General features: G+C 68.2%; 18 protein-coding genes. 8 read left to right on the top strand and 10 right to left on the bottom strand.

Translation table 11 applies throughout. The features are described from left to right. Positions 1-130: 130 nt before the first annotated feature. Positions 131-766: a GntR family transcriptional regulator gene (locus K1Y73_RS13175; RefSeq protein WP_225028762.1), complete on the bottom strand. Its 636-nt coding sequence runs from the start codon at positions 764-766 to the stop codon at positions 131-133. 93 nt (positions 767-859) lie between these two features. On the opposite strand from K1Y73_RS13175, the gene K1Y73_RS13170 reads away from it, so the two are divergent. The 3 genes from K1Y73_RS13170 to K1Y73_RS13160 all read left to right on the top strand — a co-directional run bounded on the left by K1Y73_RS13170 (position 860) and on the right by K1Y73_RS13160 (position 3,235). After that, positions 860-1,510 (top strand): pyrimidine 5'-nucleotidase, encoded by a 651-nt coding sequence (locus K1Y73_RS13170; RefSeq protein ID WP_225028761.1) that lies wholly within the window; start codon positions 860-862, stop codon positions 1,508-1,510. 178 nt (positions 1,511-1,688) lie between these two features. Then, on the top strand, positions 1,689-1,931 hold the full coding sequence (locus K1Y73_RS13165; RefSeq protein WP_225028760.1) for a hypothetical protein: 243 nt from the start codon (positions 1,689-1,691) through the stop codon (positions 1,929-1,931). A 107-nt stretch (positions 1,932-2,038) separates the two neighbouring features. Beyond that, the gene (locus K1Y73_RS13160; RefSeq protein WP_225028759.1) at positions 2,039-3,235 is read left to right on the top strand and encodes a UbiH/UbiF family hydroxylase; all 1,197 of its coding nucleotides are present in this window, start codon (positions 2,039-2,041) and stop codon (positions 3,233-3,235) included. 79 nt (positions 3,236-3,314) lie between these two features. Here K1Y73_RS13160 and K1Y73_RS13155 read toward each other — a convergent pair whose 3' ends face one another. From K1Y73_RS13155 to K1Y73_RS13140, 4 genes are read right to left on the bottom strand one after another with little or no spacing between them, the layout of a single operon-like run. Then, positions 3,315-4,439 carry an aminotransferase class V-fold PLP-dependent enzyme gene (locus K1Y73_RS13155; RefSeq protein ID WP_225028758.1) on the bottom strand — a complete coding sequence of 375 codons (1,125 nt, stop codon included), beginning with the start codon at positions 4,437-4,439 and terminating at the stop codon, positions 3,315-3,317. Between the two features lie 11 nt (positions 4,440-4,450). Then, complete coding sequence (locus K1Y73_RS13150) at positions 4,451-5,554, bottom strand: mandelate racemase/muconate lactonizing enzyme family protein (protein WP_225028757.1); 1,104 nt, start codon at positions 5,552-5,554, stop codon at positions 4,451-4,453. Between the two features lie 44 nt (positions 5,555-5,598). Then, on the bottom strand, positions 5,599-6,081 hold the full coding sequence (locus K1Y73_RS13145) for an Lrp/AsnC family transcriptional regulator (RefSeq protein WP_225028756.1): 483 nt from the start codon (positions 6,079-6,081) through the stop codon (positions 5,599-5,601). Further along, complete coding sequence (locus tag K1Y73_RS13140; RefSeq protein ID WP_225028755.1) at positions 6,078-6,536, bottom strand: Lrp/AsnC family transcriptional regulator; 459 nt, start codon at positions 6,534-6,536, stop codon at positions 6,078-6,080. The genes K1Y73_RS13145 and K1Y73_RS13140 overlap by 4 nt, the downstream gene beginning before the upstream one ends. 126 nt (positions 6,537-6,662) lie before the next feature. On the opposite strand from K1Y73_RS13140, the gene ilvC reads away from it, so the two are divergent. The 5 genes from ilvC to K1Y73_RS13115 all read left to right on the top strand — a co-directional run bounded on the left by ilvC (position 6,663) and on the right by K1Y73_RS13115 (position 13,146). Further along, positions 6,663-7,685: a ketol-acid reductoisomerase gene (ilvC, locus tag K1Y73_RS13135; RefSeq protein ID WP_225028754.1), complete on the top strand. Its 1,023-nt coding sequence runs from the start codon at positions 6,663-6,665 to the stop codon at positions 7,683-7,685. Between the two features lie 102 nt (positions 7,686-7,787). Next, positions 7,788-9,098, top strand: a complete 1,311-nt coding sequence (locus tag K1Y73_RS13130) for a DUF2254 domain-containing protein (protein WP_225028753.1) — start codon at positions 7,788-7,790, stop codon at positions 9,096-9,098. Between the two features lie 190 nt (positions 9,099-9,288). After that, entirely contained in the window at positions 9,289-10,914 is a 1,626-nt protein-coding gene (locus K1Y73_RS13125) for a glucan biosynthesis protein (RefSeq protein ID WP_225028752.1), read from the top strand. 107 nt (positions 10,915-11,021) lie between these two features. Further along, entirely contained in the window at positions 11,022-12,281 is a 1,260-nt protein-coding gene (locus K1Y73_RS13120) for a methyltransferase domain-containing protein (RefSeq protein ID WP_225028751.1), read from the top strand. Next, a complete protein-coding gene (locus tag K1Y73_RS13115) occupies positions 12,271-13,146 on the top strand; it encodes a glycosyltransferase family 2 protein (RefSeq protein ID WP_225028750.1) in 876 nt (291 codons plus the stop codon). Before K1Y73_RS13120 ends, K1Y73_RS13115 begins: the two co-directional genes overlap by 11 nt. 4 nt (positions 13,147-13,150) lie before the next feature. Here the strand turns inward: K1Y73_RS13115 and K1Y73_RS13110 are convergent, their stop codons facing one another. The 5 genes from K1Y73_RS13110 to K1Y73_RS13090 form a co-directional block, all read right to left on the bottom strand. Next, entirely contained in the window at positions 13,151-14,533 is a 1,383-nt protein-coding gene (locus tag K1Y73_RS13110; protein WP_225028749.1) for an aldehyde dehydrogenase family protein, read from the bottom strand. Positions 14,534-14,644: 111 nt separating this feature from the next. Continuing rightward, complete coding sequence (gene glmM / locus K1Y73_RS13105) at positions 14,645-16,006, bottom strand: phosphoglucosamine mutase (protein ID WP_225028748.1); 1,362 nt, start codon at positions 16,004-16,006, stop codon at positions 14,645-14,647. After that, positions 16,003-17,007, bottom strand: a complete 1,005-nt coding sequence (gene folP / locus K1Y73_RS13100) for a dihydropteroate synthase (protein ID WP_225028764.1) — start codon at positions 17,005-17,007, stop codon at positions 16,003-16,005. The genes glmM and folP overlap by 4 nt, the downstream gene beginning before the upstream one ends. Before the next feature lie 44 nt (positions 17,008-17,051). After that, positions 17,052-17,945 carry a dihydroneopterin aldolase gene (locus K1Y73_RS13095; protein WP_225028747.1) on the bottom strand — a complete coding sequence of 298 codons (894 nt, stop codon included), beginning with the start codon at positions 17,943-17,945 and terminating at the stop codon, positions 17,052-17,054. 127 nt (positions 17,946-18,072) lie between these two features. Beyond that, positions 18,073-18,849, bottom strand: a complete 777-nt coding sequence (locus K1Y73_RS13090; protein WP_225028746.1) for a cell wall hydrolase — start codon at positions 18,847-18,849, stop codon at positions 18,073-18,075. Positions 18,850-18,927 lie beyond the last annotated feature (78 nt).

The raw sequence follows: 18,927 nt of genomic DNA, 5'->3' as shown, positions 1-18,927 counted from the left end.
CGGCGCGGCCGCGACCGTCCCCCTCCCCGCCCGGCGCTGACGCCCAGCCCGCAGACCTGCCGCCCGCAAAGCTGCCGCTTGCTGACCTGCCACCTGCTGACCGTTCGCCGACCGACCCGTCACCCGCTGCTCAGCGCAGGCGCAACTCGCCGGCATCCACGCGCAGCCGGGTCTCGAACGCCTGGCTGATATGCTTTTTCAGCGCCTGATAGGCGGCCTCGCCATCGCGCGCGGCAATCGCCGCCACGATCTCGGCATGTTCATGCAGCGCCACCTCGTCGCGCCCCTCGGCCGCGAAGGACGTGTTGGCCATCAGCGCCATCGACCGATGCACCAGATCCAGCTGCTGAACCAGAAAGCGATTGTGGCTGGCCAGATGGATCTGCCGGTGAAAGCGCTTGTTCGCCCGGCTCAGCCCGCGCGGATCGCCGCCCAGCAGCTGGCGATCCTCGGCGACCATGCTTTGCAGCACCCTTATCTCTTCATCGGTCGCATGCCGCGCCGCCAGCCGCGCGGCCAGCCCCTCCAGCTCGGTGCGCACCGCGTAAAGCTCGGCCAGTTGGTTGTGATCCAGCGACGCGACGATCAGGCTGCGCCCGTCGCGCGTCAGCATCGCCTGGGTCTCCAGCCGCTGCAGCGCCTCGCGCACCGGGGTGCGGCTGACGCCCAGCCTTTCGGCCAGCTCACTTTCCACCAGCCGGTCGCCAGGCTTGTAGGTTCCGGCCTCGATCGCCTCGAGGATCAGCGTATAGGCATCTTTCTGCACCCTTCGGGCCTCCATCCCGCCGGGCGGAGCCTAGTCGCCCCCCCCGCCACGATCAACCCTTCCAAATGCCCGGGCCGCGGCCTAGAAGGTGCCATGCCTGCACAAGATTTCCGCCATGTGACCACCTGGGTCTTCGACCTTGACAAGACGCTGTATCCGCCCGAGGCGCGGCTCTTCGACCAGATCGAAGTGAAGATGACCGATTGGGTCATGCGCCGGCTGGGCGTCGACCGCGACCGCGCCGATCAGCTGCGCCAGCAGTATTGGGCGCTGTATGGCACGACGCTGGCGGGGCTGATGCATGAACATGACGTGCAGCCTGGCGATTACCTGGCCGAGGTGCATGACATCGACTTCTCCGCCCTGGCGCCCGATCCGGCGCTGATTTCGGCGCTGCAGGCGCTGCCCGGGCGGCGGATCGTCTTTACCAATGCCGATGCGGTCTATGCCGGGCGGGTGCTGGCCGCGCGCGGGATGACGGGGCTTTTCGACGCGGTCTATGGCGTCGAACATGCGCAGTTCCATCCCAAGCCGCGGCGCGAGGCCTTCGAGACGATCTTCGCCGCCGACGGGCTTCTGCCCGCAAAAGCGGCGATGTTCGAAGATGACGCACGCAATCTTGAAGTGCCCCATGCCATGGGCCTGCGCACCGTCCATGTCGCGCCCGACCCGCAGCCTGCGCCGCATATCGACCACCACACCGCTGATCTTGCAGGGTTTCTGTCCCGCCTGACGCAGGGCTGATCGCGGGGCCTGTTGCCCGATTCCCGGGCAGGGGCGGCCGCGCCTTCGGGTTTCGGCGGGGCAGATTGCCGCACTGCGGCAACCTGCCCCTTCCGGCCTGCGCGCGAAGCTGTATCTGACATTCAGCGATTGCCGCCGCGATCGCGATGACGTTCAGACCGCCATTCAGGATGCCAAGATGACCCTCGCCGCCGACCCGCATATGAACCTGTCCGCCCCCGCCGAGGCGCATGCCCGGCCGCTCAGCGGCAAGGCCGCCTCCACCGACAACGTCGTCGAGATGATCCTGTGGATGGTGCCGGTCGTGCTTCTGGGGCTGGTGCTGGCCGTGAAGACCTGGGGCATGGTGGCGCTGACCATGTTTGCCCTGCCGCTGGTGCCGCTGATGTTCTTCTTCTACATCGCCATCAGCTGGCCCTAAGCAAGCCGCCGCGTGCAAGACGCCGCCCGGTCCGCCGGGCGGGGCGCTTTGCCGCCTCGCCATCGGCGCGGCTTGGCGCTAAGCCTTGGCCCGAAAGGCAGGGCAAGATGCGCAATTCCACCGATATCCTGATTTCCGGCGGCGGCGTCGCCGGGCTGACCGCAGCGGCCGCTTTCGGGGCGGCGGGCTTTTCGGTGATCTGCGTCGATCCCGAGCCGCCGGTCACCGCCGAAGCCGATCCCGGCTCGGACCTGCGCACCACCGCCTTCCTGCAGCCCTCGCTGCCGGTTCTGCAGGCGGCGGGCCTGTGGGAGCGTCTGGCCCCGCATGCGGCCCCGCTGCAGATCATGCGCATTGTCGATGCCGGCGGCGTGCAGCCCGAGCCGCGCATCGTCAAGGATTTCGACGCCTCCGACATTTCCGACCAGCCCTTTGGCTGGAACCTGCCGAACTGGCTGTTGCGGCGCGAAATGGTGGCGCGGCTGGCCGAGATGCCGAATGTCCGCTTCCGCCCCGGCACCGCGACCAAAGCGCTGCTGACCCGCGAGGCCGAGGCGCGGGTGACGCTGTCCGACGGATCCAGCGTTTCGGCGCGGCTCTTGATCGCGGCCGACGGGCGCAATTCGCCAATGCGCGAGGCGCTGGGCATTCCGGTGCGCACCACCCGCTATGGCCAGAAGGCGCTGGCCTTTGCCGTGACCCATCCGATCCCGCATCGCAATGTCTCGACCGAGATCCACCGCTCGGGCGGGCCCTTCACCCTGGTGCCGCTGCCCGACCGCGCCGGCCGTCCGGCCTCGGCCGTGGTCTGGATGGAATGCGGCCCCGAGGCGCTGCGGCTGGCCGCCCTGCCCGTGCCCGACTTCGAGGCCGAGATGAACGCGCGGTCCTGCCACATCCTGGGGCCGCTGACGCTGGAAAGCCGCCGTTCGGTCTGGCCGATCATCACCCAGGTCGCGGCGCGGATGGCGGGCGAGCGCACGGCGCTGATGGCCGAAGCGGCGCATGTCGTGCCGCCGATCGGCGCGCAGGGGCTGAACATGTCGCTGGCCGATCTGCGGCTGCTGCTGGATCTGGCCCAGGCCGATCCGGGCGCCCTGGGCGGGCGCAAGATGCTGGATGCCTATCACCGCCGCCGCCACCCCGAGGTGCTGGCGCGGGCGACGGGGATCGACCTGCTGAACCGCAGCTCGATGATCGGGGCGCAGGGCTTGCGCGATCTGCGCGCCGGCGCGCTGGATGCGCTCTATTCGCTGGCGCCGGTGCGCAAGACGCTGATGCGGGCAGGGCTCGGCGTCCGCTAGGGCTTGCCGATTTCTTTGAAGAAATCGGCCCGGAGCCTTCGAAGGCTCCGGACCGGAGTTTTCCAAAACTCCGGGCGCGCTACAGCGCCGCCTCGACCGCGCGGGTCAGCCGCGCCACCGTGCCATCGACATCCTTCAGCTTGTCCAGCCCGAACAGCCCGATGCGGAAGCTGCGATAGGCGTCGCCCTCGCCGATCTGCAAGGGCACGCCGGCCGCGATCTGCACGCCCTTGTCGCGGAACTTGGCGCCGTTCTGCACCGCCGGGTCGTCGGTATAGCTGACCACCACGCCCGGCGCCTGGAAGCCTTCCGCCGCGACCGAGCGGATGCCGCGGGTCGCGAACATCGCCCGCACCTTGCGCCCCAGATCCCATTGCGCGGCCTTCGCGGCGTCAAAGCCCATCGCCCTGGTCTCGGCCATGGCGTCGCGCATGCCCAGGATCGCATCGGTCGGCATCGTGGCATGATAGGCATGCCCGCCGGACTCGTAAGCCGCCATGATCGCGCGCCATTTCTTCAGATCCAGCGCGAAACTGTCGCTGGAGGTCTCGGCCAGCTGCGCCTCGGCGCGCGGGCCCATGACCACGATCCCGGCCGCGGGCGAGGCGCTCCAGCCCTTTTGCGGGGCCGAGATCAGCACATCCACCCCGGTTGCCTGCATGTCCACCCAGATGCAGCCCGAGGCGATGCAATCCAGCACCATCAGCGCGCCCACCTCATGCGCGGCCTCGGCCAGCGCGGCGATATAGTCGTCGGGCAGGATGATGCCGCTGGCGGTTTCCACATGCGGGGCGAAGACCGCCTCGGGCTTCCCCTCGCGAATCTTCGCCACCACTTCCTCGATCGGCGGCGGCGCGAAGGGCGCACCCGGCGCATTGCCGGCGGCGCGCGCCATCATCACCGTCGTCTCGGCGGCAAAACCGCCGGCCTCGAAGATCTGGCTCCAGCGGAACGAGAAAAACCCGTTGCGCACGATCAGCACGCGGCCGCGGCCGAATTGCCGGGCCACCGATTCCATCGCATAGGTCCCGCCACCCGGCACCAGCGCCACCGCGGTTCCGCCATAGACCTCGCGCAGCAAGGCCGAGACATCGCGCATCACGCCCTGGAACTTGGCCGACATGTGGTTGAGGCTGCGGTCGGTGAACACCACCGAAAACTCTTCCAGCCCCTCGGGGTCGACATTGGGCAGCAGTCCGGGCATTGCGTTCCTCCTCAGGTCTTTTCCGACACCCGATAGGCGGCGCGCGCCAGCCAGTCGGGGTTGATCTCGACGCCCCAGCCGGGCGCGTCCGGCACCATGGCATGGCCGTTTTCGATCCGGTAGGGGTCGCCCAGAAAAAGCCCGTCCTGCCAGGGGTAGTAGTCCAGCCCCTCGATCGAGAATTCCAGGTATTTCCCCGGGTTGGGGATCGCCTTCAAGAGATGCATCGTGCACATCGTGACCAGCGACAGGTTCGCGGCATGCGGCGTGATCGGCAGGCCCGCGGCATGGCCCATGCGGCAGACCTCCAGCGTGCGGCAGATCCCGCCCAGATACATGATGTCGGGCTGCAGGATATCGACCGCGCGCTTGGCGATCGACATTTCCCACATCACCATCTCGCAATCCTGCTCGCCGCCGGCCACGTCGATCTGCAGGGCGCGGCGCACTTCGGCGGTCTGGTCATACTCCCAATAGCGGCAGGGTTCCTCGAAATGGCCGATGCCATGCTGTTCCAGCATCCGCCCCACCTCGATCGCGCGGGCGGGGGTGAAGGCGGAATTGCCGTCAACCAGCTTGTCCTGCCCCGCACCCAGCGCTTTCGAGACGGTTTCGATCACCGCCTCGGTACGGCCCGGCCATTCGTCGGTATCGCGGCCATATTCGGCGCCGACCCGCCATTTGAAGGCGGTGAAGCCGTTGTCGTCGCGCAGCCGGCACAGCCGCGCGGCCTCATCCGCAGGCGAGATGTCGCGCCGCATCGAGCTGGCATAGGCGCGCAAGGGCCCGGGCGTGCCGCCCAAAAGTTCGACCACCGGCTTGCCGGCGGCCTTGCCGCGCAGATCCCAGATCGCGGTATCAAGGCCCGTCTGCGCCCGGCGGATATAGCTGCCGGGGAATTTGTGCTCGCGCTCGATGATCCGGACCAGCGTGTCTTCCAGATCGTCGGTATCGCTGCCCAAAGCATGCGGCGCGACCTGGCGGTGGAAGACCTCGGCGGTGATATCGGCGCAATAGGTGGACAATTGCCCCCAGCCCGTGGCGCCGCTTTCGTCGGTGACCCGGACGAAACAGACGAATTCCGTGCCAAAGGTTTCCAGTCTGGTGATCTTCATGCCCGTCTCCTGCCGCATCCGGGCCGCAGCCTAGCCGCCCCGGATCACCCTTTCACGACCAAATCCGCCGCCCCCAGCGGGCCCGGGCGTCGCTCTTCGGTCAAAAGCACATTGGCCTCAAGGTTGCCCACCCCCGGCAGGGTCATGATCCGCCGCCGCAAGACCCGCTCGAAATCGGCCAGATCACGGGCCACGACCCGCAGCCGGTAGTCGAACAGGCCCAGCACATGCTGCACCACCTGCACTTCGGGAATGGCCGTCGCCGCGCGTTCGAAATCTTCCAGGCTGACCCGGCCCTTGGTGGCCAGCTTCACCCCCAGAAACACCGTGACGCCGAAGCCCAGCTTGGCCAGATCGACCGCGACCCGCCGGCCTGCGATCACGCCGGCCTCTTCCAGGCGCCTCACCCGCCGCCAGGCCGCCGGCTGGCTAAGCCCGAAGCGCCGGCCCAATTCGCCCGCCGACAGCGCGCCATCGGCCGCCAGCGCGCGCAGAAGCGCCCGGTCGGTATCGTCCAGATCGATCATATCGGCAGCCCGCCTGCATCCTTGATGGTCGAGACCAGCATCAAGGCCTCGACCTCGGCGATATGCGGCAGGGCCAGGATGCGGGCGCGGTACACCTCGGTCCAATGGCCCATGTCGCGCGCGATCACGTTCAGCCGCACATCGACCCGGCCCAGGAAGGTCTCGATCCCGATCACCTCGGGCACCTCGCGCGCGGCGGCGATGAATTCGTCCAGCGCCCGCGGGTTCGACTTCTCCAGGCTGAAGCGCAGCGAGACCTCGACCTCATAGCCCAGCGCGCGCCAGTCCAGGACCGCTTCCTCGGCCAGGATCACGCCCCCCTCGCGCAGCCGGTCCAGCCGCCGCCACAGCGTGGCCGGCGTGACGCCGGCGCGTTCGGCCAGTTCGGCCCGCGGCAGCGCCGGCTCGGCCAGCAGATGGCGCAGGATACGCCGGTCGGTTTCATCGACTTGCATGATCGTCTCGCGTTTGCGTAAAATCGCGAATGAATTTTCGCAGATAACTCGTCATTCGTCAAAGATTGCACGAAGACCCGCGCCCCGATCCCTATCCTGCCGCCAGAACAAGCAAAGGAGCGCCCCATGCGCGTTTACTACGACCGCGACTGCGATGTGAACCTGATCAAGGACAAGAAGGTCGCCATCCTCGGCTATGGCTCGCAAGGCCATGCCCATGCGCTGAACCTGCGCGATTCGGGCGCGAAGAACCTGGTCGTGGCGCTGCGCGAAGGCTCGCCCTCGGCCAAGAAGGCCGAAGCCGAAGGGCTGAAGGTCATGGGTATCGCCGAGGCCGCCGCCTGGTGCGACCTGATCATGTTCACCATGCCCGACGAGCTGCAGGCCGCGACCTACAAGAAATATGTCCATGACAATCTGCGCGAAGGCTCGGCCATCGCGTTTGCCCATGGTCTGAACGTGCATTTCGGCCTGATCGAGCCGAAGCCCGGCGTCGACGTCATCATGATGGCGCCGAAGGGCCCGGGCCACACCGTGCGCGGCGAATATGTCAAGGGCGGCGGCGTGCCCTGCCTGGTGGCGGTGCATAACGATGCCTCGGGCAAGGCGATGGATATCGGCCTCAGCTATTGCTCGGCCATCGGTGGCGGCCGCTCGGGCATCATCGAGACCAACTTCCGTCAGGAATGCGAAACCGACCTGTTCGGCGAACAGGCCGTTCTGTGCGGCGGTCTGGTCGAGCTGATCCGGATGGGCTTTGAAACCCTGGTCGAAGCTGGCTACGAGCCGGAAATGGCCTATTTCGAATGCCTGCACGAAGTGAAGCTGATCGTCGACCTGATCTATGAAGGCGGCATCGCGAACATGAACTACTCGATCTCGAACACCGCCGAATATGGCGAATATGTCTCGGGCCCGCGCATCCTGCCCTACGAAGAAACCAAGGCCCGCATGAAAGCCGTGCTGACCGACATTCAGACCGGCAAGTTCGTGCGTGACTTCATGCAGGAAAATGCAGTCGGCCAGCCCTTCTTCAAGGCGACCCGCCGCATCAATGACGAACACCAGATCGAGAAGGTCGGTGAGAAGCTGCGCGCCATGATGCCCTGGATCGCCAAGGGCAAGATGGTCGACCGCGCGCGGAACTGATCCGCAAGCGCCGATTTTTCGTCGAAAAATCGCAGTCAGGCAAGATCGGGCCAGAGGGGTTTCCCTCTGGCCCTTTGCTTTTCCGACCGCCATCATGGCCGGATGATCAGCCTGTGGAAATGGAACCTGCGCCGGCTCATGCGCAAGATCTGGGTGCCGATTGCGGCCTTCGGTCTGGTCGGGCTGGCCACGGCGCTGGCCGCGGCGGCGGTGCCGCCGTTTCTGCCGGCCGACAGCAAGGGCCTGGTCGCGGCCAATGCCGTCTCGGCGATCCTGCAGATCATGGCGACCTCGCTTCTGACGGTGACGACCTTTTCGGTGTCGATCATGGTCTCGGCCTTCGCCTCGGCCGCGCAGGGGGCGACGCCCCGCGCGACGCCCTTGTTGCGCGACGACCGGCTGACCCAGAACGTGCTTGCCACCTTCACCGGCGGGTTCATCTATTCGCTGGTCTCGATCATCGGGCTGGAGACCGGGCTTTACGGCCGCGAGGGGCGGCTGTTGATCTTCCTTGTCACCCTGGCCGTGCTGGCGGCGATCGTCTGGCAGCTGGTGCGATGGATCGGGCATCTGGCCGATTTCGGCCGCCTGCCCGATACGATCGCCCGGGTCGAAACCGCCGCCCGCGCGGCGCTTGAGCAGCGGATGGCGCATCCCTATCTGGGCGGGCGGCCGCTGGATGACGGCGCGCGCGCGCTGGCACGGCAGGGTCAGCCCGTCTTTGGCGACCGGACCGGCTATGTGCAGGTCATCGACCTGGCCGCGCTGAACCGGCTTTGCGCCGATGCGCAGGTGACGCTTGCGCTTTCGGTGCTGCCGGGCAGCTTCATTCATCCCGGCAGCGAAGTGGCCCGGCTGATGCCCGGCGCGGCCCCCGATCCCGCGCTTGCCGGGGCAATCGCCAAGACCTTCGCCATCGGCCCGACCCGCAGCCTTGACCAAGACCCCCGTTTCGGCACGCTGATCCTGACCGAGATCGCCCAGCGCGCCCTGTCGCCGGCGGTGAACGATCCGGGCACGGCGATCGACATTCTCGGCCGGCATCTGCGTGTCCTGTCGGCCTGGGCCGAGCGCGGCGCGGCCGAGCTGCTGTATCCGCATGTGCTGGTGCCGCGGCTGCACCTTGCCGATCTGGCCGAAGATGCCTTCGCGGCCATCGCGCGCGACGGCGCGGGCATGGTCGAGGTTCAGGTGCGGCTGCTGAAAACCCTTGGCGCGCTGGTGCAGCTGTCGCCCGCCTTTGCCCCCGAAGTGGCGCACCAGACCGCCCGCGCGCTGGACCTGTCGGCGGCAGCGCTGGTCTTGCCCGAAGACAAGGACCGCCTGCGCGCGCTGGCCCAGCGCATTGCCGAGACCTGCCGCGCGGCGCAGGCAAGCGATGCGGCGTCGCCCGCCCTGCCCGCCACAGCCTAGGCCTTTGCGAATGCGCGGCCCCCCGCTGATGTCGCCGCCCCAGCCCCCTGCGCCCGGCCAGGCCGGCGGCGCCCTGCCGGATCTGCGGTGACGTCGCGGATTTGCGCTGGCTCTGTCGCCAAAGGCACATCGCGCAGATGTGTAAAATGACATAGGAACGGGGACAGAATCGCACCTCTCGGAGCTTCTCGTGCCCCCCCTGCCCCTTCCCTCCGTTCTGCGTGGCCTTGCCGCCTCGCTGGTCACCCTGTGCCTCGCCGCCGGCCCGATGGCCGCCGAGACACCGCCCGCAGCCCCGGCCCCGGCCACCCCCGCACTCCAGATCGCCTATGGTCCGTCTCAGGCTTTTTCCTTCGACGGGCTGAAACAGCGCGCCCGCGACCTGGCGGCGAAACCCTATGTTCCGGCCGTCCAGCAGGATGCCGCGGCGCTGGATGCGATCGATTACGACGCGCAATGGAAGATCCGCTTCCGCGACGATCACAGCCTGCTGGCCGGGCCCGAGGCGCCGGTGCAGTTCTTCCACCTGACCCGCTATTCGCGCGATCCGGTGCGGATCAGCATGGTGCAGGGCGGCCAGTCGCGCGAAGTGCTGTACACGCCCGATTTCTTCGACATGCCCGCCGACAGCCCGGCCCGCAAGATCGAGGCGAAGGCCGCCTTTGCCGGCTTCCGCATCATGCGGCCCGACATGCAAAGCGACTGGATCTCGTTCCTGGGCGCGTCCTATTACCGGACCGACGGGGCCGAGAAGCAATATGGCCTGTCGGCGCGCGGCCTGGCGCTGAACACCGGCCTGGCCACCCCCGAGGAATTCCCCCGCTTCACCGAATTCTTCATCGCGCCTGGCGAAAACGGCTCGACCGCGGTGATCTATGCTCTGCTCGACAGCCCCAGCGTGACCGGCGCCTATCGCTTCGATGCCACCAATGGCGGCGGCCAGACCATCACCGTCAGCGCGACGCTGTTCTTCCGCAATGCGGTGGACCGGCTGGGCATCGCGCCGATGACCTCGATGTACTGGTATTCCGAGACCAACCGCAACATGGCCTTCGACTGGCGGCCGGAAGTGCATGATTCCGACGGGCTTGCCATCGCGACCGGCACGGGCGAGCAGATCTGGCGCCCGCTGTCGAACCCCGACCGCGTGGTGACCTCCAGCTTTCTTGACACCAATCCGCGCGGCTTCGGCCTGATGCAGCGCGACCGCGACTTCGACCATTATCTGGATGACGGTGTCTTCTACAACAAGCGCGCCTCGGTCTGGATCGAGCCCCTGGGCGATTGGGGTCCGGGTCAGGTCCAGCTGGTCGAGATCCCGACCGATGACGAGATCTATGACAATATCGTCGCCTACTGGCTGCCCGGCACCCTGCCGAAGGCCGGCGACCGGATGGATTTCGCCTATCGGCAAAGCTGGGGTTCGGGCCGGCCCGATGCGGGGCCCCTGGCGCAGACCGTGGCCACCCGTCTGGGGCGCGGCGGGGTGCCGGGCCAGCCGCGGCCGCAGGATGCGATCAAGCTGCAGATCGATTTCAGCGGGGCGGCGCTAGAGGGGCTGAGCGCCGATGGCTCGGTCCTGCCGGTGATCAGCGTGGGCGACGGGGTCGAGGTGATCCAGGCCGCGGCGCGGCCGGTGATCGGCACCGATGACTGGCGGCTGAGCTTCGATCTGAAGCTGACGAAGCCCGTCGATACGGTGGATGTGCGCGCCTATCTGGACCGCGACGGCGCGCCCCTGACCGAGACCTGGCTGGGCCAGATCCATCCGCGCCAGTTCGGCCTGTCGGCCCAGCCCGTGGCGCCCGGCAATTAGCCGCAGCCCCGATCCTGCCCCAAGGGCCGGCGCGTCTTGCGTCGGCCCTTGGGGCATCGGATCGGCTGTGCCAGACTCCGCCCACCCCAAGGAAAGGCCCGGATCCGATGCATGCCTCGTCAATGGAGAACATGAAGCGCTGCATCGACTGGTATCTGCCGCCCGGCCCGCAACAAGTGATCGACCTTGGCGCCAGCGATGTGAACGGCTCGTATCGCAGCCTGATGCCCGCGGATGTGCACTATACCGGCTTCGATCTGGAACCCGGCCCCGGCGTCGACGAGGTCTTGGCCGATCCCTATCAGATCCCGCGCGCCGATGGCTCGGTCGATCTGGTCGTCAGCGGGCAGATGCTGGAACATTGCGCGCATTTCTGGCGCGTCTTCTCGGAAATCGCCCGCGTCCTGCGGCCCGGCGGGCTGGCCTTTGTCATCGCGCCCTCGGCCGGGCCCATCCATCGCTATCCGGTCGATTGCTACCGCTTCTATCCCGATGCCTATCAGGCGCTGGCCGATTGGTCGGGGCTGCGGCTGGTGCAGTGCTGGCGGGACGAGCGCGGCCCCTGGCGCGATCTGGTGGGGGTGTTCCAGAAGGGCGGCACGCTGCAGCCCGTGACCCATCCCGCCGCCGGAACCGCCCCCGCGGCCCTGGACATCCGCCATCCCGATCCGGCCGCCGAGGCGGTGCAGGGCGCGCGCCCCTTCCGCGAGGTTCTGGCGCGGCTGCATGCGCTGATCCAGCCGCAGCTTTATCTGGAAATCGGCCTGCGGCACGGGGCCAGCCTGGCCCTGGCCAAGTGTGACAGCATCGGCATCGACCCCGAGCCGGACCTGGCCCGGGCCGGGCCCTTCCCGCGGCTTGATCTGCATCCGATGGCCAGCGACGACTTCTTCTTCTTTCGCGCCGAGGCGGCGCTGAAATCGCGGCGCGTCGATCTTGGGTTCATTGATGGGATGCATCTGGTGGAATTCGCCCTGCGCGACTTCATGAATCTGGAACGGGTCATGTCGCCGCAGGGCGCGATCGTGATCGACGACGTGTTGCCCAACCATCCGATCCAGGCCCGGCGCGACCGGCAATCGCAGGTCTGGTGTGGCGATGTCTGGCGGCTGCTGCCCCTGTTGCGCCGGCGGCGCCCCGATCTGCGGCTGACGCTGCTGGACACCGCGCCCTCGGGCCTGTTGATCGTGACCGGGCTGAAGCCCGACAACCGGGTGCTGTGGGACAATTACAATCCCGATCTGCGGGCGCTTCGGGCCGAGGACCCCGATCTGCCCGCCTCCGTGATGCAGCGCCACGGCGCCCTGCCGCCCGATGAGGCCTCGATCCTGCAGGCGCTGGGCCGGAGGTCACCGGATGCAGCTTAGCCTTCTGATCTGCGCCCATGACATGGAGCGCGAATTGCCGCGGACGGTGGAAAGCCTGTCTCCGGGCCGTCAGCGTGGTGTCGAGGCGCAGGACTACGAGCTGATCGTGCTGGATCACGGTTCGGCCCGGCCGGTCGACGAGGCGGCGCTGCGCCGGCTGGCGCCCAATCTGCGGGTGATCCGCGTCGCGCCACCGACCCCGGTCTCGCCGGTTGCGGCGATCAACCGCGCCATGGCCACGGCGCGCGCGCCCTATCTTGGGCTGATGATCGACGGGGCCCGCATCGCCTCGCCCGGGCTGATCGCGACGGCGCTGCTGGCGCTGCGCGCCGATGCCAGCCGGGTGGTGGGCTCGCTGGGCTTTCATCTGGGGCCGGATGTGCAGATGAACTCGGTCTTCGCCGGCTATGATCAGGCGGTCGAGGATGCGCTTCTGGCAAGCGTGCCCTGGCAGCAGGATGGCTACCGGCTGTTCGACATTTCCGTTCTGGCCGGGTCTTCGGCAAAGGGCTGGCTGGCTCCGATGGCAGAATCGAACGCGCTGTTCCTGGCCGCCGGGCTGTGGCACAGCCTGGGCGGGCTGGACACGCGCTTCGCCTCGCCCGGGGGTGGGCTGGCCAATCTGGAATTCTGGGCGCGCGCGGTCGCGGCCAGTGCCGATGAACCCTGGGTCATGCTGGGCGAGGGCACGTTTCATCAGGTGCATGGCGGGGCGGCGACGAACAGCCCCGCCGCCGCGCGCGGCGCGATGCTTGAGGAATATCGCCAGATTTTCGGCCACAGGTTCCAGGCCCCGGCCTATCAGTCGCGGTTGATCGGCCGGCTGTCGCCCGCCTTGCTGGCCCGCCACCCGGGCCAGGCCTAGCCGGTCAGCCGAAGCCGCGCATCCAGGCCAGGGCCAGCCGCGCGCGCTGGCGCACCCGCGCCGTCACCGGCGGCATCAGCAGGCCAAGCGGCGCGAAATGGTTCACCACGACGGGCTTTACATGGCTGAAGGCCAGGAACCCCGCATGGCCATGCGCCGCGCCCTGCCCGCTTGCCCCCACGCCCCCGAAAGGCATGGTCGGATGGGCGAAATGCGCCATGGTCAGATTGACCGCCACCGAGCCCGAGCGCGTCTCGTCCACCACCCGCCTGGCGAAATGGGGATCATGGGCGAAGACATAGATCGTCAAGGGCTTGGCCCGGGCATTGACCGCGGCAATCGCCTCGGCCGGGTCGTCATAGGCGATGACCGGCAGGATCGGCCCGAAGATTTCCTCGTGCATCACCGCCATCTCGGGGCTGATCCTGGTCAGCACGACCGGCGGATACCGCCCCGGCCCGCCGATGCCGCGCCAGGCCTCGGCCGCGCCCGCGGCCTTGGCCTCGGTCACCAGCGCCTCCATCCGCTCCAGATGCTGCGGCGTGATCGAGCGGGCGGCGTCCGGCTCCATCCGGGCGAGTTCGGCCTTCAGCGCGGACAGGAAGGCGGCCTTGTTGCGCCGCGGCACATAGACATGGTCGGGCGAGACGCAGGCCTGCCCGCCATTGGTCAGCTTGCCCCAGGCCACCATCCGCGCCGCCTGCGCCAGATCGGCATCGGGGCCCAGGATGACCGGGCTTTTGCCGCCCAGTTCCAGCGTGACCGTGGCCAGATGCTGCGCCGCCGCCGCCATCACCCGCTGGCCGATCCGGGTCGAGCCGGTGAAGAACACATGATCGAAGGGCAGCCGGGTCAGCGCCTCGGCCGTCTCGGCCCCGCCCTGCACGGCGGCCACCTGATCGGGTTCGAAACAGGCGCCAATCACCTCGGCCACCAGCGCCGCCGTGCGGGGCGCCAGTTCCGAAGGCTTCACGATCACCCGGTTTCCCGCCGCCAGCGCCGAAACCAGCGGCCCAAGGGCCAGCATGAACGGGTAATTCGACGGCCCCAGGATCAGCGCCAGGCCCTTGGGGTCGGGGCGCAGCCGGGTCGAGGTGCCGAACAGCGCCAGGCCCGGCCAGGCGCGCCTGCCGCGCATCCAGCCCCGCAGCCGGCGCCGCGCCGTGGCGATTTCCTGATACAGCGGCAGAAGCTCGGTCAATTGCACCTCGACCGCGCCCTTGCCGAAATCGCCGGCCATGGCTTCGATCAGCGCGCGCTCGCGCACCTTGACCGCCCCATGCAGGCGCCGAAGGGCCGCGCGGCGTTCCGTCAATGTCGATGCCGCGGGGCTGGCTGCCAAAGCGGCGTGCTGCGCGGCGAAAATGTCTTCAATGCTACTCGTCATGCGCGGGAAGCTGCCTGATCGGCCCCGCACTGGCAAGCGGCCGCGCAAAAGCGTGCAAAACCCCGCTCAAAGCCCGATTCCGTCCCCGCAGGACGCCGCGATGAAGCCCGTTCAGGCCGCCGCTTCGACGGCGCCGACGATCTCGTCCACCACTTCGCGCAACAGCCCCGCATCCTCGCACTCGGCCATGACGCGGATCAAGGGCTCGGTGCCCGACTTGCGGATCAGGATCCGGCCCTTGCCGCGAATCCGCGCGGCATTGGCCTCGATCACCGCCTTGACGCTGTCCATCTCAAGCGGCTGCGCGCCTTCGGCGAAGCGGACATTCTTCAAAAGCTGCGGCACGGTTTCGAACTGGCGGATCAGGTCGCTGGCCTTCTGCCCGGTGCGCACCATCTCGGCCAGGAATTGTAGCCCCGCGATCAGCCCGTCGCCGGTCGTGGCATAATCGGTCATCACGATATGGCCCGACTGCTCGCCCCCCAGGTTCCAGCCGCCGCGCCGCATCGCCTCGACCACATAGCGGTCGCCCACGGCGGTGCGTTCCAGCCGCAACCCGCGCCGCTGCAGAAAGCGTTCAAGCCCCAGATTGGACATCACGGTTGCAACCAGCGTGCCCCCGTTCAGCCGGTCTTCCTCGGCCCAGCGGGCGGCCAGCAGCGCCATGATCTGGTCGCCATCGGCCACCATGCCGTTTTCGTCCAGGATCATCACCCGGTCGGCATCGCCATCCAGCGCGATGCCCACCTGCGCGCCATGTGCCACCACCGCCTCGGCCGCCGTCTCGGTATGGGTCGAGCCGCAGAGCTGGTTGATGTTGGTGCCATTGGGCGCGGTGCCCACCGGCACCACATCGGCGCCCAGTTCCCACAGCACTTCGGGCGCGGCCTTGTAGGCGGCGCCATTGGCGCAGTCGATCACCACCTTCAGCCCGTCCAGCCGCAGCCCGGCCGGGAACGAGGTCTTGACGAATTCCTGATAGCGGCCCCGGCCATCCTCGATCCGCTTGGCGCGGCCGATATTCTCGGCCTGGGCCAGCCGGATCTCGCCTTCCAGGATCGCCTCGATCTCGGCCTCGGCGGCATCCGACAGCTTGAACCCGTCGGGGCCGAAGAACTTGATGCCGTTGTCCTGATGCGGATTGTGGCTGGCCGAGATCATCACGCCCAGATCCGCCCGCATCGAGCGGGTCAGAAAGCCCACCGCCGGGGTGGGCACCGGGCCCACCAGCAGCACGTTCATGCCGGTCGAGGTCAGCCCCGCGGTCAGCGCGTTTTCCAGCATGTAGCCCGACAGGCGGGTGTCCTTGCCGATCACCACCCGATGCGCGCCCCCGCCGCCCGTGGCGCCATTGGCCTCGCGCCGGAAGAAGCGGCCCGCCGCAGCCCCCAGCCGCAGCGCCACATCGGCGGTCATCGGATAGGCATTCGCCCGCCCCCGCACCCCATCGGTGCCGAACAGTTTCCGGCTCATGCCGTTCCTCCTGCCAAAGCCTGCCAGATCCGCAGCGCCTGCCGCGTCTCGGCCGCATCATGGACCCGTATCATCTGCACCCCCTGCGCCACGCCCGCCAGCGCCACCGCAAGCGAGCCCGGCATCCGCGCCTGCGGATCCGCAACCCCGCCGATCGTGCCGATGAACCGCTTGCGGCTGGCCCCCAGAAGAACCGGGCAGCCCAGGCCGTGAAACAGCGAAATCCCCCGGATCAGCGCCAGATTATGCGCCGCGGTCTTGCCAAAGCCGATGCCCGGATCAACCGCGATGCGCTGGCGCGGGATGCCCATGGCCACGGCCGCCTCGATCCGCTCGGACAGCCAGTCATAGACGTCAAGCAGCACATCGTCATAGCGCGGATCGGCCTGCATCACCTCGGGCGTGCCCTGGTGATGCATCAGGATGACCGGCGCCTGGGCCTTGGCGGCCAAGGGGCCCAGATCGGGGTCGAACAGCAGCGCCGCCACATCATTGACGATATCGGCCCCCGCCCGCAGCGCCGCATCGGCCACCCCGGCCTTGCGCGTGTCGATGGAAATCGGCGCGGTCAGCCCGCCGGCGCGCAGCGCGCCGATCACCGGGGCGGTGCGGGCGATTTCCTCATCCCCGGGCACTTCGGCCGCACCTGGCCGGGTGCTTTCGCCGCCGATGTCCAGAATGTCCGCCACTTCGGCCAGCGCCCGCGCCTGGGCCAGCGCCGCCTGCGGATCGACGAACTGGCCGCCATCCGAGAAACTGTCGGGCGTCACGTTCAGAATGGCCATGATCTGCGGCCGGTCCATCGCCAGCCCCGCGAAAGAGGCACGCGGCGCCACCAGCGGCTCCAGCGCGGCGCCGGCTTCGATGGCTGGCACGATCTCTCCAGCGCGGCCGCGTTCCAGCCGCTCGACCTGCGAGAACCACAGCCCGCCACCCGCCAGCGGATAGGCGCCCTTCGGGCGCGGCTCGCCGGATTGCACCAAGGGACGCCAATAGATCATCGCTCTGGGATGCAACATGCCACCGATCTGCGCAAGGCCCGCGCCTAGGCGCGTTCCACCGCCACGCGGCTTCCTGCCGGGATTGCAACATCGCCGTGAAGAACCAGCGCCGCCGCCGCCATCTCCTCGGCCAGCCACAGCGCCAGCGCCACCGGATCGCCGGTCTTCGGCCCGTCGACCGCATCCAGCACGATCTTCGAGGGCGCCCAGACCACCGACCGGCCCCGCCGCAGCGCCCAGTCGATTTCGGTGCGCGAGGCCACGACCACGCAGCGCGGATCGCGGGCGGCCAGAACCCAGGCATTCTGCTCGATCGCCAGAAGGTCGATGCGGCGCTGGGTCGGACGGTGGCGGGTCTGCGGGCGGGCCACATCGGGCAGGCCCACGCAGAAGATCACCGGCAGGCCGCGGGCTTCCAGCGCGTCGATCCGCGCCGCCAGATCCAAGGCGCCCACGGTGGTATTGTCGAGATAGACCACCAAGGGATGCACCGCCTTGTCATCCACCCGCTGGGGCACTTCGGCGCGCGACCGCACGATTTCCACCCCCAGCGCATAGGGGCCGATATCCAGCTTTTCGATGCGGATGAAGGCGCGCATCGCCTGCGGCTCGGCCAGGATGCGCTCGGCCAGGTGTTCGGCCAGGGTTTCCAAAAGGTTCAGCCGCTCGGTCGCCAGTTCGGCCGCGATGGCTTCGGTGATCCGGTCATAGGACAGGATCCGGTCGACATCATCGTCCAGGGGCGCGGGCGCGGGGCGCACCTCGACCACGACATTGAAGCGCAGGCGCTGCTTCTGGCCGCGTTCCTTCTGGAAGGCGCCGATATCGGCCTCGACCACATGGTCGCGCAGGCTGATCCGGTCGCGCGGATTGGCATCGGCCGAAGCCTCGGCCCGTTCCTCGGGATGGGCGAAGGCAAGGGATATGTCGCTGATCATGTGCCCCTCCCGGCCGCGGCCACCGCCCCCCTGCTTTAGCCCCGGAGGAGCGACTGCTCCTGCCTCAAGACGGCAGCGCATGCAAGGGTTACGACATGGGCGGGCCGCGATCGGCCCGCAGGTCCGCTTAACCCTTGGTCGAGACCGCAACCCGCAGGGTCTGCGCCCCGGGCTGGCGATAGAACAGATGCGCGCCGATCTGCGCCGTCATCGGAAAGCGGTGCGACCAGCCGGGCCGCACGCCGCGGGTGTGAAAATGGGTGGCGCCTTCGGTCAGCGCCCGCGGGGCGCCGTTCAGCATCACCCAGGCGATGCGCTGCGCCAAAGCGCGCGCGCCCGGCTCGCGCATATTGTCGGAATAGCCGTCACAGACATACGAGAACTGACAGCCGCCGCCGCCGCGCTGCTTGACCACCGAACAGACCGATTTCGGATAAAGCGGGCTGTCGACGCGGTTCAGGATCACTTCAGCCACCGCGAACTGGCCTTTCAGCGTCTCGCCCCGGGCTTCGAAATAGATCGCCTCGCTCAGGCATTGCCATTGCGCATCGCCCTTGGGCGCGGGCAGCGCCATCAGCGCGGCCTCGTTATAGTCCAGCGTGCCATCCAGCGTGGGCGCCAGGGCCTTGAGCGGCACTTTCGGCACCGCTTCGGTCTTTTTCACCGCGATCGTCGCGGGCTTTTCAACCTTCACCGGCTTTTCAGGCCCCGAGGCGATGGCGCCCAGCCGGTCGGCGCTCATGGCGCCCAGCCGCGATTTCTCGGCGCCCAGAAGCAGGCTCATCTGATCGCCGATCTGCACGGTCGGATCGTTCGAGGTACTTTTCGTGACATCAGCCACGGCTGCATGCGTCAGGCCAAGGGCCAGAACCGGCCCATAGGCAAGCGTCATGTTCAGTCGCATCATGTGTTTCCCGGTCTGTTTCCCCAGGTGCGACGGCAAAGTCAGCCGCGCAACAGTCGGGCCGGTTACGCGACGACC

It is taken from the genome of Xinfangfangia pollutisoli (assembly GCF_020179405.1).
Classification (GTDB): domain Bacteria; phylum Pseudomonadota; class Alphaproteobacteria; order Rhodobacterales; family Rhodobacteraceae; genus Pseudogemmobacter; species Pseudogemmobacter pollutisoli.
This window is presented reverse-complemented; position numbering and strand designations above follow the sequence as displayed.

Bases quoted from the DNA above. Each gene is read 5' to 3' on its own strand.
- K1Y73_RS13170 (WP_225028761.1), top strand. From the start codon at position 860: ATGCCTGCACAAGATTTCCGCCATGTGACCACCTGGGTCTTCGACCTT.
- K1Y73_RS13165 (WP_225028760.1), top strand. From the start codon at position 1,689: ATGACCCTCGCCGCCGACCCGCATATGAACCTGTCCGCCCCCGCCGAG.
- K1Y73_RS13160 (WP_225028759.1), top strand. From the start codon at position 2,039: ATGCGCAATTCCACCGATATCCTGATTTCCGGCGGCGGCGTCGCCGGG.
- K1Y73_RS13155 (WP_225028758.1), bottom strand. From the start codon at position 4,439: ATGCCCGGACTGCTGCCCAATGTCGACCCCGAGGGGCTGGAAGAGTTT.
- K1Y73_RS13150 (WP_225028757.1), bottom strand. From the start codon at position 5,554: ATGAAGATCACCAGACTGGAAACCTTTGGCACGGAATTCGTCTGTTTC.
- K1Y73_RS13145 (WP_225028756.1), bottom strand. From the start codon at position 6,081: ATGATCGATCTGGACGATACCGACCGGGCGCTTCTGCGCGCGCTGGCG.
- K1Y73_RS13140 (WP_225028755.1), bottom strand. From the start codon at position 6,536: ATGCAAGTCGATGAAACCGACCGGCGTATCCTGCGCCATCTGCTGGCC.
- ilvC (WP_225028754.1), top strand. From the start codon at position 6,663: ATGCGCGTTTACTACGACCGCGACTGCGATGTGAACCTGATCAAGGAC.
- K1Y73_RS13130 (WP_225028753.1), top strand. From the start codon at position 7,788: ATGATCAGCCTGTGGAAATGGAACCTGCGCCGGCTCATGCGCAAGATC.
- K1Y73_RS13120 (WP_225028751.1), top strand. From the start codon at position 11,022: ATGCATGCCTCGTCAATGGAGAACATGAAGCGCTGCATCGACTGGTAT.
- K1Y73_RS13115 (WP_225028750.1), top strand. From the start codon at position 12,271: ATGCAGCTTAGCCTTCTGATCTGCGCCCATGACATGGAGCGCGAATTG.
- K1Y73_RS13110 (WP_225028749.1), bottom strand. From the start codon at position 14,533: ATGACGAGTAGCATTGAAGACATTTTCGCCGCGCAGCACGCCGCTTTG.
- glmM (WP_225028748.1), bottom strand. From the start codon at position 16,006: ATGAGCCGGAAACTGTTCGGCACCGATGGGGTGCGGGGGCGGGCGAAT.
- folP (WP_225028764.1), bottom strand. From the start codon at position 17,007: ATGATCTATTGGCGTCCCTTGGTGCAATCCGGCGAGCCGCGCCCGAAG.
- K1Y73_RS13095 (WP_225028747.1), bottom strand. From the start codon at position 17,945: ATGATCAGCGACATATCCCTTGCCTTCGCCCATCCCGAGGAACGGGCC.
- K1Y73_RS13090 (WP_225028746.1), bottom strand. From the start codon at position 18,849: ATGCGACTGAACATGACGCTTGCCTATGGGCCGGTTCTGGCCCTTGGC.